Origin of the sequence: Chryseobacillus diguaensis (assembly GCF_049220665.1) — a bacterium.
Classification (GTDB): Bacteria; Bacillota; Bacilli; order Bacillales; family Bacillaceae; genus Metabacillus_B.
Window position 1 is genome coordinate 389,423 of the sequence record NZ_JBMKNV010000001.1, and the last position, 12,268, is coordinate 401,690.

Here is a 12,268-nt window from a genome sequence, read left to right on the forward strand (position 1 = left end):
ATGAATGCTGCTGATCTTTTAAACCAGGTTGAACGTCTCGATCCATATAAGCGGTTCGGTAAAGTCAAAAAAGTTGTCGGCCTGATGATTGAATCAAGAGGACCTGAAAGCTCGATCGGTGATTTGTGCTATATTCTGACAGGCGTCTCAAAGCAAACAAGAATACCGGCAGAAGTGGTTGGTTTTAGAGATGAGAACGTTCTTTTAATGCCATTTTCACATCTTTCTGAAATTGCGCCGGGAAGCATTGTAGAAGCTACATCTGAGCCGCTTCGTGTTAAAGCAGGTGCAGGAATGGCAGGGAAAGTACTTGATGCTCTTGGGAATCCGCTTGATGAGTCAAGCTTGCCAAAGGGACTTACCTATGTACCTTCTGATCAGTCACCGCCAAATCCATTAAAAAGGCCTCCAATTCATGAGCCGATGGAAGTCGGGGTCAGAGTGATTGACAGCCTGCTGACAGTCGGAAAAGGCCAAAGGGTTGGGATTTTCGCAGGAAGCGGTGTCGGTAAAAGCACTCTGATGGGGATGATTGCAAGAAATACGAAAGCAGATCTCAACGTCATTGCACTAGTGGGTGAAAGAGGACGGGAAGTTAGAGAATTTATTGAAAAAGATCTGGGACCAGATGGTTTAAAAAGATCGGTTGTAGTAGCAGCGACCTCTGATCAGCCAGCACTTATGAGAATCAAAGCAGCCTATACGGCAACTGCAATTGCTGAATATTTTCGCGATAAAGGGATCAATGTCATGTTTATGATGGATTCTGTAACGCGGGTGGCAATGGCTCAGCGGGAGGTAGGGCTTGCAATAGGTGAGCCGCCTACTACAAAAGGATATACACCATCTGTTTTCGCTATCCTTCCGAAGCTTCTTGAGCGGACCGGAACCAATGAGAACGGAACAATCACCGCCTTTTATACCGTTCTTGTTGACGGTGATGATATGAATGAGCCGATTGCTGACACAGTAAGAGGGATTCTCGATGGACATATCGTTCTTGATCGGGCTTTGGCAAATAAGGGGCAGTTTCCTGCCATTAATGTACTGAAGAGCATTAGCCGGGTTATGAACCAGATTGTCTCGAAAGAACAGCGGGATCATGCTGCACAGCTCAGGAATTATCTCTCAACCTATTTAAATTCAGAAGATCTGATCAATATAGGGGCTTATAAACGTGGTGCTTCAAAAGAAATTGATGAAGCAATCGATTACTATCCGAAAATCATCCAGTATCTGAAACAGCAGGTCGATGAGAAGCCTTCAATGGAGAAGAGTTATGCAGCCCTTAGAAATCTAATTGAAAAAGGTGAAAGTCAGATATAATGAGCTACGCATACCGATTTCAAAAAGTACTCGAAATAAAAGAGAACGAAAAAGAAAAATCTTTGGCTGATTACAATCATTCTGTTAACGAATTCGAAAAAGCTGCCGAAAAACTCTATGAATGCCTTAAAAAAAAGGAACTCTTAGAAGAAAAGGCTCTTACAAAGCTTTCAGGCGGAATGTCTGTTAATGAAATGAGACATATCCAGCAATTTGTCATCAATCTGGATAAAACGATTGAACATTTTCAAAAACTTGTGATGCTGTCCAGAAATCAAATGCAGGAGAAACAGTACATTCTGATGGAAAAGAATGTCGAAGTTAAAAAGTACGAAAAAATGAAAGAAAAGCATTATCAAACGTATTCTGAAAACCTGAAGGCTTCAGAGAACCGATTTATGGATGACCTTTCTATTCAAAGCTATATGTATAAAGGAAATTAAGGTGACGCATGTGGATAACACTAAAAAGGAAGACGGCAAGCTTCAATGGTTTTTGTTCGTTATAGTTATTCCGGTTTTTTTCACAGCAGTTCTGGCGATTATTATTTTAACGATTGCAGGCTTTGATGTTACTGGCCCGTTTAAACAGATTTCAAACAATGTCCCTTTTATTTCTGCAATGACCGGCGCAGAAAAGACAGGTGCACAAAAGCAAGAGACATCTGATGCAAAAAGCCATGGCAATGACAGCAGACAAATAGAGATTGCTGATCAGAAAAAGACGATCAGTATGCAAAAACAAGATATAAAAGCGCTGGAAAATGATGCTGCACTGAAACAGTTTAAAGTTCAGCAGCTGAGCCAGCAGGTTCTAGAACTGCAGCACCAGCTTGATGATGCTGCAAAAAAAGATCAGCAATCACAGCAAAAAGACATGTCTTCCATTTATACAAAGATGACAAGTAAAAAAACAGCTGAAATTCTGCCAGTTCTAGGTGATAAGGAAGCTGTAAAAATCCTTTCAGCATTGAATGATGATCAGATTGCTGGAATTCTTGAAAAAATGTCAGCCCAGGATGCAGCTAAATATACGAAGCTGATGGCAGGCCAAAAATGAAAGGAGGTGAAAATTTGATCAGCGTTGACAATCAAATAAGTCCATCCATTCAAACTCCTCCAAAAGGCTGGAAGGAGAGTATTTCAAATAATAAGCAGTTTGCAAACTCTCTTCTGTTTTTTCAAGGTGCAGGACTTGTAAGGGGAAATGCTGCAGTCTCAGGTCAGGACCAGCTGGCAGCCGATCTGGCAAAATTATTTTCTTTGCTGCAAAACCTTTCAGGAAAAGCTCTTACTGAACTGATGGATAATCTCAAGAAGTTGAAAAATCCAGGCACCGGCGGCAGTGAAATAGCATTGTCCGAAGATTTGGAGCAGATTAAGGAGCTGACCGATCATCTGGATCCAGCTATTTTTACTAAATTGGCCGAATTTTTATTTTCACTAACGAGTCAAAATCCCGTCAAAACAGAAACGGGGCAAAACCCTGCCAAAACAGAAAAGATGCAAAACCCGATAAAAACAGAAATTCTTGCTTCACCTAAAATAAGTCAGGATATATTACAAGTTATAAGCATTGCTGTCAGTCATGCAGGCACTCAAAATCATAGTTTGCAAGAAATAGGCCAGCTTCTAAAAAATATATTATATAATATCCAAAAAACGGACCAGAGTCATCAAGTAAATAATGCCATTTTAACTTTATTGGAAAGAAATTCTCCTCAAGGAAAGAAAGAGAATTATTTATTTGCAAAAACCAACTTGCAGCCATCTATTCAGATAAACAAGATGCAGCAGGAGAATCCAAAGCCTATTACTCAAAAATTCATTTTGCCTATACCAACATCTTCAGAGAAAATTGGTCAGAATGAACAAATACAGCGGGATTTCGTACCTCAGCAAGCATTAACCAAGGTTGAGCAATTTCATTTATTTGTGAAAACACAGCCTTCTGCCGGGAAAGTGGATGAGCAGGAATTTTTAAAGCAATTTCAGCAGCTGCTTTCTAAAAGCGTTGTAACCAATTCTAATGGGACTCAGCGGCTTATGATCAGACTTTACCCTGAACGGCTTGGTCAAATTCAAGTAGAAATCAGCCAGCATGATGGAAAGCTTACAGCCAAAATTACTGCTATGAACAGTGCAGTGAAGGACTTAATTGAATCAAATCTTCATCAGCTAAAACAAAGCTTTACATCCCAGCAGATGCAAATCGATAAGATTGATGTTTCTCAATCATTTACAGGAAATCAAAAGCAGGATTTTTTGAAGGACGGTTCTGGGGGCAGTATGCCACAAGGAAGACAGCCAAACAAAGAACAAGAGAGAAAAGAATCCCATTCCTTTGAAGATTCGCTGATTGAAGAATTATCAGAAGTGGAGGTGCAAGTATAGGTATGGTGAACAGTTTAGATCCCAACTTATATATCTCAAATTTGCAGAAAACACAGCGTCAGCCGACTGATATTTTAGGGAAAGATGATTTCCTCAAAATTTTGATGGTACAGCTGCAAAATCAAGACCCATTAAACCCGATGCAGGATAAAGATTACATTGCCCAAATGGCGACTTTTTCATCCCTTGAGCAAATGACAAACATGAACAGCACAATGCAGCAGCTTGTTACTGCAGAGACGAGTGATGTACTGCTCAAATACAACAATTTACTTGGTAAAGATGTGAATTACACATATTCAGAAACAAATGACAATGGTGTTTCAGAAAATAAAGAAGCATCAAGCATTGTTAAATCAATAACACGCAAAGGAAACAATGCAGAATTTGAATTAGCCGACGGAAGAACGATCACAAGCGATCAAATAACCAAAATGACAAATCCTCAGAATGGATAATAAGGAGTGAGCAAATGGATTATCGTATACACCAACTCCAGCATCATCCATTAACCCTTACTGCTGCAAAAAAAACAAGCAAGCCGGCAGCAAGTTTTCAGCAGATTCTTGAGAAAGAATCCAGCCTTAAAATCAGCAAACATGCAGAAAAAAGACTGAAAGACAGAAACATTACTTTTAATGATGATAAATGGGCGCTAATTAAAGATAAAGTGCTTGAAGCTAAGCAAAAAGGTATGGATGAAACACTGATCCTTTCAAATGAAGCTGCCCTGATCATCAGTGCCAAAAATGATACCGTCATTACGGCATTAGATCGAAAAGAGGCAACTTCACAGATTTTCACTAACATAAACGGAACAATTATTATTGATTAATAAGTTAAATTAAAAGGCTGGACCTTAAAAGGAAGCCTAGGCTGTGGAATGACAGAAGCAGCCACTTAACTCAGGAGGAGAAAAATAACATGCTTCGTTCAATGTACTCTGGTATAGGCGGAATGAAAAACTTCCAAACAAAGCTTGACGTTATCGGCAACAATATTGCGAATGTTAACACTTACGGTTTTAAAAAGGGAAGAGTTGTTTTTCAGGATCTTTACAGCCAGTCAATCTCAGGAGCAAGTGCACCGGGAGGAACAAAAGGCGGGACAAACCCTCGCCAGGTTGGTTTAGGTTCACAATTAGCCACAATTGATACGATTCAAAATGGCGGAAGTTTGCAAACAACAGGCAGAACTTTAGACCTTGCAATCTCGGGAGATGGGTTTTTCCAAGTTGCCCAAAGTGATGCATCCCATGCAAGCTTTAATAATACTGCCTATACTAGAGCGGGGAATTTCTACATGGATAAAGACGGATATCTTGTAAACTCTGAAGGACTGTATCTAGTGGGTTATGCAAACCCGACCGGTTCAACTACTCCTTTAACTTATACACATACTGGAGGAAATTTATCTGGAGTATCCGGAAGTACGAAAAGCCCGATTAAAATTCCTACAGATGCTAAAAGCATGAGTATAGGCCAAGACGGCTCAGTAAGTTATGTGGATAATACAGGAACTTTAAAGTATGCCGGTGTAATTGAATTAGCGAAATTCCCTAATGCTGGAGGCCTTGAAAAAGCAGGAGCTAATCTTTTTAAAGACACATCAAATTCAGGTACTCCGATATTAGATGTTGCAGGACTGTCAGGAAATGGTTCAATTCAATCAGGCTCCCTGGAAATGTCGAACGTAGACCTCTCAGAAGAATTCACTGAAATGATTGTTGCTCAGCGCGGTTTCCAGGCCAACACGAAAATCATTACAACCTCTGATGAAATTCTTCAGGAACTAGTAAACTTAAAACGATAGAATGGGGGCTGGGGGCAGGCTGATGATGCCTCCCCCTTACTAAAAAAGTGATTAACGTTACAAGATTAAATGGAAAACAGTTTCTGTTAAATGCCCTTTATATTGAAATAGTAGAATCCTTTCCTGATACTACGATCACCTTAACCAACGGAAATAAATATGTAGTGAGAGAAAAAGAGTCAGAAGTCCGGATCCTTGTTGAAGAATTCTTCAGCAAAATCCAGCCTCTTGCACCATCTCAGCATCTGGAGGCATTTAAAGATGAATAAAAAACTGATTACTGTAATGCTGGTTATCATAACGTCTGTCACATTAATTGGAATTACTGCACTTTTAGTATTTATGAATGTTTTTAACCAAAACGAAGGCGGGCCTCCGACAATTGACCAGGTTATTCAAATGTCAGTTGATGTCCCGGAAATTACAACGAATGTCGAGAATGAGAATATTGTCCGAATCGCCTTAAAGCTTCAGACAAATTCGAAAAAAGGCAAAGAAGAGCTGGACAAAAGACTATTTCAGGTTAATGATCTTGTGATATCTGAGCTTTCCAATATGAAAGTGGGACAGCTGGAAGGCAAAAAAGGGATGGATCATTTAAAAGCGCTGATCAAACAGCGAACAAATGGATTGATGAAGGATGGCAAAGTTGAAAAGGTTTATGTGACTTCCTTTATCATGCAATAACCTTCTAACAGTCACATGGTTTAGAGAGGTGAGAACAGTGTCGGGGGAAATATTATCCCAAAGTGAAATAGATGCCCTGCTGTCAGCCATTTCAACAGGTGAAATGGATGCAGAGGAATTAAAAAAGGAAGATACAGAACGAAAAGTCAGAGTTTATGATTTTAAAAGAGCCCTTCGCTTTTCGAAGGACCAGATTCGAAGCCTTACTAGAATACATGAGAATTTCGCAAGGCTGCTTACGACCTTTTTTTCAGCTCAGCTAAGAACCTATATTCAAATTTCAGTTGCTTCAGTTGACCAGCTTCCTTATGAAGAGTTTATCAGGTCCATTCCTAAAATGACGGTACTCAACATTTTTGAAGTAATGCCGCTTGAAGGAAGGGTTGTAATGGAAGTAAATCCGAATATAGCTTATGCCATGATGGACAGGGTTATGGGAGGTATTGGAACAGGAGTTAACAAAAAAGAGAGTTTAACTGAAATTGAAACAAAAATTATGTCTAACTTATTTGAAAAATCGTTAGACAGCTATCAGGAAGCATGGAGCTCCATTGAAGAAATAGAACCGATGATGAGTGAATTTGAAGTAAATCCGCAATTTATTCAAATGGTTTCACCAAACGAAACCGTCATTGTTATTTCTCTTAACACACAAGTTGGAGAAACAAGCGGGATGATCAATTTATGTATACCGCATGTAGTACTGGAGCCGATTATGCCTAAATTATCGGTCCACTACTGGATGCAATCAGACCGCAAGGAGCCTAACCCTGAAGAAATACAGGCTCTGGAGGATCGAATTAAATTGGCAAAAATTCCAGTGCTCGCAGAACTCGGCAGCTCAGAAATTACGTTTAGTGAATTTATGGAATTACAAATAGGCGATGTAATACAAATGGACCAAACAATAAAGGATCCGCTGGTGGTCAAAATCGGTGAAAAAGCTAAATTTATCGGACAGCCTGGTAAACTCAATAAAAAATTAGCGGTGCAAATCATTGACCACTACTATAGGGGTGATGAAGATGGTGAGTAACGAAATGTTATCACAGGATGAAATAGATGCATTATTAAAAGGAACAAGTGATGATTCACATAAACCTGATACGGAAATTCAGCAATATTTGGATGATATGGAGCAAGATGCGATTGGAGAAATAGGAAACATTTCCTTTGGCAGTTCAGCGACAGCCCTATCAACATTGCTGAATCAAAAAGTAGAGATTACAACTCCTAAAGTTGCCGTTATTTCTAAAAAGGACCTTACTAAGGAATTTCCGCAGCCATATGTTGCCATTGAAGTGACATATACAGAAGGATTTACCGGAAGCAATATGCTGGTTATCCAGCAAAGTGATGCAGCCATCATTGCAGACTTAATGATAGGCGGAGATGGTTCGAGCCCTGATGAAAGCATGGGTGAAATTCAGCTGAGTGCAGTTCAGGAAGCCATGAATCAGATGATGGGTTCAGCTGCGACTTCCATGTCAACTGTCTTTAATAAAAAAGTAGATATATCTCCTCCCCGTTTGGAACTTCTTGATTTAAAAGAGGGAGAGGGAACCGAAACGCTTGAGAGAGAAGATTTATTAATCAAAGTCTCTTTTCAGCTGAAGGTAGGAAGCCTAATTGATTCTAATATCATGCAGCTTTTGCCTATTCATTTTGCCAAAGAATTAATTGATGAATTAATGAATCCGAAAGAACAGGCTGCGGCAGTTGAAGCACCTGTCCGAGAAGAGAAGACACAAGCTCCATACGAGCCTGAAAGAAACATGTATTAAGAACCGGCAGTGAGAGCAATGCCAGCTGTTCAACCCGAAAAAAAGAGAACTGAACCTGCTAAACAAACGCCATTTGAAGTAAAGCCAGCAGAGTTTACTTCCTTTGAACCTCAAGCCTATTACGCACAAGAAAACAATAATCTGGATATGCTGATGGACATTCCTCTTCAAGTAACAGTTGAACTCGGAAGAACCAGACGATCTGTTAAAGAAATCCTTGAGCTTTCAGCAGGGTCGATCATAGAACTGGATAAGCTGGCCGGTGAACCGGTTGATATTTTAATTAATCAAAAAATAGTTGCTAAAGGTGAAGTTGTTGTTATCGATGAAAACTTTGGAGTGAGGGTCACTGACATTATCAGCCAAAGAGATCGTCTTTCAAAAATAAATTAACTGGAGTGAAGTCAAATGGCACACAAAATTCTTATCGTTGATGATGCAGCATTTATGAGAATGATGATTAAAGATATCCTCACAAAAAATGGCTATAATGTAGTGGCTGAAGCAGCAGACGGCATGCAGGCTGTTGAAAAATATAAAGAGCATCAGCCTGATCTTGTCACAATGGATATCACAATGCCCGAAATGGATGGAATCAGTGCATTGAAAGAAATCAAAAAACTTAACCCGAATTCAAAAGTTATTATGTGTTCAGCAATGGGACAGCAAGCTATGGTAATCGATGCCATTCAAGCAGGCGCAAAAGATTTTATTGTTAAACCATTTCAGGCTGATCGTGTCCTTGAAGCGATTCAAAAAACATTAAGCTAAAGGGTGCTCACATTGTTTAGAAAATATCTAATATTAAGCCTTCTTTTCGCTATCATTACAAGTTTCTTAATTGTAAGCAGCCCAGAAAGAGCTGCGGCGAAAGAAGGCGATAAAAGTGTACAGGAATGGATGAACGATAACGGGAAGCCTGCTGGGACAAATAGCAAAGACACGAAAGTTACTGATAATAGCGGAAGCGATAACAGCCAATCTGCCAGCCTGACTTTTATGGATTTTGTGAAAATGATATTTGCTACACTTCTAGTCGTTGCCTTGATCTACTTTCTTCTTAAATGGATTAACCGAAAGAACCGCCTGGTTCATTCGGTTCATTATTTGGAAAATATGGGCGGGACAAGCCTAGGAACAAACCGTTCCATTCAGCTTGTTAAAGTTGGTGAAAGGATCCTTGTCGTAGGTGTTGGGGAAAACATCCAGCTGATAAAAGAAATCAGCGACCAAGAGGAAGTTGCAAAAATCATGGAGATGCACGGAGAAAAAGAAAGTCAGCTTCCAGATATGAAAAATGTTCTAAAAAGATTTACAAGCCTTCAAAAACCCGAACAGCAAGCATCTCATTCTTCATTTGCTGTTTCATTGAAAAAGCAGATTGAACAAATGAAACAGGAACGGAAGGATAAAACGGAGGTTCTTAAAAAGAAGGGGAAAGGCCTATAATGAACGAATTTGTCCAGTTGTTTGGAAACAGTGCACCTCAAAATGTCAGCACATCTGTTCAATTATTGCTTGTATTGACAGTCCTGTCACTGGCGCCAAGCATATTAATTTTAATGACATGCTTTACCCGGATTGTTATTGTCTTATCCTTTGTAAGAACTTCTTTAGGCACCCAGCAAATGCCGCCCAATCAAGTACTGATGGGGCTAGCGCTGTTTATGACATTCTTTATCATGAATCCGACCTTTACCGAAGTGAATCAGAAAGCTTTAACACCGCTTATCAATGAAAAAATAAGCATTAACGAAGCATACACAAATGCAGAAAAACCTTTTAAAGAGTTTATGAGCAAGCATACAAGACAAAAAGACCTGGAACTTTTCCTCGGATATGCAAAGATCGATAAACCGAAATCTGTTGATAAAATTCCATTATCAGCACTCGTCCCTGCTTATGCCATTAGCGAAATAAAAACCGCTTTTCAGATTGGTTTTATGATTTTTATTCCATTTCTGGTCATTGATATGGTTGTTGCAAGTGTTTTAATGTCGATGGGGATGATGATGCTGCCGCCAGTGATGATTTCATTGCCATTTAAAATTCTGCTGTTTGTTATGGTCGACGGCTGGTATCTTGTTGTGAAATCTTTGCTGCAAAGCTTTTAAGGAGGGGAAATAATGAGTTCAGAATTCGTCATATCTATAGCTGAAAAAGCAGTTTATACAACCTTGATGGTATGCGGCCCTCTATTGATCCTGGCTCTTGTTATTGGTCTTATAGTCAGCATTTTTCAGGCAACCACTCAAATTCAGGAACAAACTCTTGCTTTTGTGCCAAAAATAGTCGCAGTAATGGTTGGACTGATCTTTTTTGGTCCATGGATGCTTTCAACCCTTATTTCTTATGCAGCTCAGATTTTAGGGAATTTAAATAGGTTCGTAGGGTAAGAGATGAATATAATCACCCATTATCCTTTCTTTTTATTAATCTTTGTGAGAATTACTTCTTTCTTTCTCATATTGCCTGTGTATTCATATAAAAATATACCTGTGTTTCATAAGATCGGATTTTCCTTCTTTCTGTCCTGGATTATTTTTTTAACACTTCATCCTAAAGTTTTGGAAATCAATGGCTTGTATTTTGGGATATTGATTAAAGAAATGCTGACAGGCTTATTTATTGGATTTATTGCGTACATGATCCTGTCTGCTATACAAATTGCTGGCAGCTTCATAGACTTTCAGCTTGGTTTTGGTATTGCAAATGTAATTGATCCTATGACAGGGGCTCAGAGTCCTCTTACGGGTCAATTTTTATATACTTTTGCCCTTTTATTTATGCTTAGCGTTAATGCCCATCATATGCTGCTGGATGGTGTTTATTATAGTTTTCAATTTATTCCGGCAGATCAGGTATCTCTTCCGTTTGACAGGCATCAAATTCTCCTGTTTCTGCTTAAATCATTCAGCTCTATGTTCCTGATTGCCTTTCAAATGGCGATACCTGTTGTCGGTTCTTTGTTTATAGTGGATGTTGCTTTAGGAATTGTAGCAAGAACTGTACCCCAAATGAATGTTTTTGTTATCGGGCTTCCTCTAAAACTTGGAGTAGGATTTATTATTCTTATCGTCGTAATGGGAGCAATGTTTATGCTCATCAATGGACTTTTTGAAACGATGACACAGATGATGAAGACTTTAATGGAAATGCTCGGAGGTGGGACCCGTGGAGCAGGTTAGGTTAGACCTTCAGTTTTTCGCAGGAGAAAAAACGGAAAAGGCAACTCCTAAAAAGCGCCAGGAAGCTAGAAAAAAAGGGCAGGTTGCCAAGAGTGCAGACGTGAATACAGCAATCAATCTGATTGCCGTCTTTCTCTGTCTGATGATGCTTGGGCCTTATATGGCACAGCATACTAAAGGAATGATGAGAGCTGTATTTCAGAACTACATGCTCATGGATTTAACGGAGAACAATCTTCAAATGCTGATGGTAAAAATATCCTATGAAGCGGGAATGCTGCTTGTCCCGGTATTAATCGTTGCTGTAGCTGCAGGTGTTCTCGGTAACTTTCTGCAGGTTGGGGTGCTTTTTTCAACTGAATCGATTCAGCCTAAGCTTGATAAGATTAATTCTTTACAAGGATTCAAACGGATTTATTCCATCAGAGCGCTTGTGGAACTATGCAAATCTCTGCTTAAAATCGGGGTTATCGGCGGCGTCACATTTGCGGTGATCTGGTCTAAGCTTGATGGCATTTTGAGGCTTCCGCATTTAACTGTTGAACAATCAGTAGGATTTTTAGGGGGGCTTACTCTGCAAATGGGGCTCAGTGCCTCAATTGCTCTCCTCTTTTTAGCTCTGCTTGATTACTTTTATCAGAAATTTGATTTCGAAAAAAATATCAGAATGTCTAAACAGGATATTAAAGATGAATATAAAAAGTCAGAGGGCGACCCGCTGATTAAATCAAAAATTAAACAAAGGCAAAGAGAAATGGCTATGCGGCGGATGATGCAGGAAGTCCCGCAGGCAGATGTCATTATTACAAATCCTACTCACTTTGCCATCGCCTTAAAATATGATGAAGATAAAATGGATGCTCCCTATGTGGTGGCAAAAGGCGTTGATTTTGTCGCTCAAAAAATCAAAGAAACAGCCAAGGCGAATGAAGTGGCAATGGTTGAAAACAGGCCGCTTGCACGTGCTCTTTACGATCAGGTAGAGATTGGAAAAGCAGTCCCAGAAGAATTCTTTAAAGCTGTTGCTGAAATTTTAGCGTATGTTTACCGTCTTAAAAAGAAAATCTAGCAATTCATT

At 39.5% G+C, this 12,268-nt stretch carries 16 protein-coding genes and 1 pseudogene; all 17 read left to right on the top strand.

The window, feature by feature from the left end; genetic code table 11:
• The gene (gene fliI, locus ACOT8F_RS01925) at window positions 1-1,326 is read left to right on the top strand and encodes a flagellar protein export ATPase FliI (RefSeq protein ID WP_421649857.1); all 1,326 of its coding nucleotides are present in this window, start codon (window positions 1-3) and stop codon (window positions 1,324-1,326) included.
• A complete protein-coding gene (fliJ, locus tag ACOT8F_RS01930; protein WP_421649858.1) occupies window positions 1,326-1,769 on the top strand; it encodes a flagellar export protein FliJ in 444 nt (147 codons plus the stop codon). Before fliI ends, fliJ begins: the two co-directional genes overlap by 1 nt.
• Window positions 1,770-1,779: 10 nt before the next feature.
• Entirely contained in the window at window positions 1,780-2,385 is a 606-nt protein-coding gene (locus tag ACOT8F_RS01935) for a MotE family protein (RefSeq protein ID WP_421649859.1), read from the top strand.
• 14 nt (window positions 2,386-2,399) lie between these two features.
• Window positions 2,400-3,719 carry a flagellar hook-length control protein FliK gene (locus tag ACOT8F_RS01940; RefSeq protein WP_421649860.1) on the top strand — a complete coding sequence of 440 codons (1,320 nt, stop codon included), beginning with the start codon at window positions 2,400-2,402 and terminating at the stop codon, window positions 3,717-3,719.
• 2 nt (window positions 3,720-3,721) lie between these two features.
• Complete coding sequence (gene flgD, locus ACOT8F_RS01945; RefSeq protein ID WP_421649861.1) at window positions 3,722-4,177, top strand: flagellar hook assembly protein FlgD; 456 nt, start codon at window positions 3,722-3,724, stop codon at window positions 4,175-4,177.
• Between the two features lie 14 nt (window positions 4,178-4,191).
• Entirely contained in the window at window positions 4,192-4,554 is a 363-nt protein-coding gene (locus tag ACOT8F_RS01950) for a TIGR02530 family flagellar biosynthesis protein (protein WP_421649862.1), read from the top strand.
• Window positions 4,555-4,643: 89 nt separating this feature from the next.
• Window positions 4,644-5,531 (top strand): flagellar basal body rod protein FlgG, encoded by an 888-nt coding sequence (flgG, locus tag ACOT8F_RS01955; protein WP_421649863.1) that lies wholly within the window; start codon window positions 4,644-4,646, stop codon window positions 5,529-5,531.
• Window positions 5,532-5,578: 47 nt separating this feature from the next.
• Window positions 5,579-5,800 carry a flagellar FlbD family protein gene (locus tag ACOT8F_RS01960; RefSeq protein WP_421649864.1) on the top strand — a complete coding sequence of 74 codons (222 nt, stop codon included), beginning with the start codon at window positions 5,579-5,581 and terminating at the stop codon, window positions 5,798-5,800.
• A complete protein-coding gene (fliL, locus tag ACOT8F_RS01965) occupies window positions 5,793-6,218 on the top strand; it encodes a flagellar basal body-associated protein FliL (protein WP_421649865.1) in 426 nt (141 codons plus the stop codon). The genes ACOT8F_RS01960 and fliL overlap by 8 nt, the downstream gene beginning before the upstream one ends.
• 37 nt (window positions 6,219-6,255) lie before the next feature.
• Window positions 6,256-7,254: a flagellar motor switch protein FliM gene (gene fliM / locus ACOT8F_RS01970; protein WP_421649866.1), complete on the top strand. Its 999-nt coding sequence runs from the start codon at window positions 6,256-6,258 to the stop codon at window positions 7,252-7,254.
• Window positions 7,244-8,395, top strand: a pseudogene (fliY, locus tag ACOT8F_RS01975) (flagellar motor switch phosphatase FliY). Before fliM ends, fliY begins: the two are co-directional and overlap by 11 nt.
• Window positions 8,396-8,410: 15 nt before the next feature.
• Complete coding sequence (locus tag ACOT8F_RS01980; protein WP_421649867.1) at window positions 8,411-8,773, top strand: response regulator; 363 nt, start codon at window positions 8,411-8,413, stop codon at window positions 8,771-8,773.
• Between the two features lie 12 nt (window positions 8,774-8,785).
• On the top strand, window positions 8,786-9,451 hold the full coding sequence (locus ACOT8F_RS01985; protein WP_421649868.1) for a flagellar biosynthetic protein FliO: 666 nt from the start codon (window positions 8,786-8,788) through the stop codon (window positions 9,449-9,451).
• Window positions 9,451-10,116, top strand: a complete 666-nt coding sequence (gene fliP, locus ACOT8F_RS01990; RefSeq protein ID WP_421649869.1) for a flagellar type III secretion system pore protein FliP — start codon at window positions 9,451-9,453, stop codon at window positions 10,114-10,116. Before ACOT8F_RS01985 ends, fliP begins: the two co-directional genes overlap by 1 nt.
• A gap of 12 nt (window positions 10,117-10,128) precedes the next feature.
• The gene (fliQ, locus tag ACOT8F_RS01995; RefSeq protein ID WP_421649870.1) at window positions 10,129-10,398 is read left to right on the top strand and encodes a flagellar biosynthesis protein FliQ; all 270 of its coding nucleotides are present in this window, start codon (window positions 10,129-10,131) and stop codon (window positions 10,396-10,398) included.
• Between the two features lie 3 nt (window positions 10,399-10,401).
• Window positions 10,402-11,190: a flagellar biosynthetic protein FliR gene (fliR, locus tag ACOT8F_RS02000; protein ID WP_421649871.1), complete on the top strand. Its 789-nt coding sequence runs from the start codon at window positions 10,402-10,404 to the stop codon at window positions 11,188-11,190.
• Window positions 11,177-12,259: a flagellar biosynthesis protein FlhB gene (gene flhB / locus ACOT8F_RS02005; RefSeq protein WP_421649872.1), complete on the top strand. Its 1,083-nt coding sequence runs from the start codon at window positions 11,177-11,179 to the stop codon at window positions 12,257-12,259. Before fliR ends, flhB begins: the two co-directional genes overlap by 14 nt.
• Window positions 12,260-12,268 lie beyond the last annotated feature (9 nt).

Excerpts from the sequence above, each read along its gene's own strand:
- fliI (WP_421649857.1), top strand. The coding sequence starts at position 1 with ATGAATGCTGCTGATCTTTTAAACCAGGTTGAACGTCTCGATCCATAT.
- fliJ (WP_421649858.1), top strand. The coding sequence starts at position 1,326 with ATGAGCTACGCATACCGATTTCAAAAAGTACTCGAAATAAAAGAGAAC.
- flgD (WP_421649861.1), top strand. The coding sequence starts at position 3,722 with ATGGTGAACAGTTTAGATCCCAACTTATATATCTCAAATTTGCAGAAA.
- ACOT8F_RS01950 (WP_421649862.1), top strand. The coding sequence starts at position 4,192 with ATGGATTATCGTATACACCAACTCCAGCATCATCCATTAACCCTTACT.
- flgG (WP_421649863.1), top strand. The coding sequence starts at position 4,644 with ATGCTTCGTTCAATGTACTCTGGTATAGGCGGAATGAAAAACTTCCAA.
- fliL (WP_421649865.1), top strand. The coding sequence starts at position 5,793 with ATGAATAAAAAACTGATTACTGTAATGCTGGTTATCATAACGTCTGTC.
- ACOT8F_RS01980 (WP_421649867.1), top strand. The coding sequence starts at position 8,411 with ATGGCACACAAAATTCTTATCGTTGATGATGCAGCATTTATGAGAATG.
- fliP (WP_421649869.1), top strand. The coding sequence starts at position 9,451 with ATGAACGAATTTGTCCAGTTGTTTGGAAACAGTGCACCTCAAAATGTC.
- fliQ (WP_421649870.1), top strand. The coding sequence starts at position 10,129 with ATGAGTTCAGAATTCGTCATATCTATAGCTGAAAAAGCAGTTTATACA.
- fliR (WP_421649871.1), top strand. The coding sequence starts at position 10,402 with ATGAATATAATCACCCATTATCCTTTCTTTTTATTAATCTTTGTGAGA.